This is a genomic window from Halomonas sp. SIMBA_159, assembly GCF_046536035.1.
GTDB classification, from domain to species: Bacteria; Pseudomonadota; Gammaproteobacteria; order Pseudomonadales; family Halomonadaceae; genus Vreelandella; species Vreelandella venusta_A.
Window position 1 is genome coordinate 1 of record NZ_JAWJBT010000254.1, and the last position, 318, is coordinate 318.

The window sequence follows — 318 nt, forward strand, 5'->3', positions numbered from 1 at the left end:
CTCGGCGGCATTCCGGCCTTTGCCCGGGGCGGCGCGCATCAGGGCGGTGCGCGTATCGTCGGCGAGCGGGGCTGGGAGATCGAGAGCACCGGCCCCTCGCGCATTCACAGCCACGCGGAGTCGGTGGCCATGCTCGACAATCGCCCGCTGGCCAAGGGGGTGGAAGATCTGACCCGCCATGTGGTGGCGCAGGGGCAGGTGGTGCGCATGCTGGTGGACCGGATCGCCAGTCACCTTGATGGCTGGGATGAGGTGGGTCTGCCGGGGGACCGGCGCTGATGGACTTCAACATCCTCTCCCCGATGGCCGTCACCGAGG

At 69.5% G+C, this 318-nt stretch carries 1 protein-coding gene; it reads left to right on the forward strand.

Annotated elements, in window-relative coordinates:
- The coding region (locus R0J87_RS19205; RefSeq protein ID WP_498888236.1) for a hypothetical protein at nt 1-279 on the forward strand (279 nt) is incomplete at its 5' end.
- Nucleotides 280-318 lie beyond the last annotated feature (39 nt).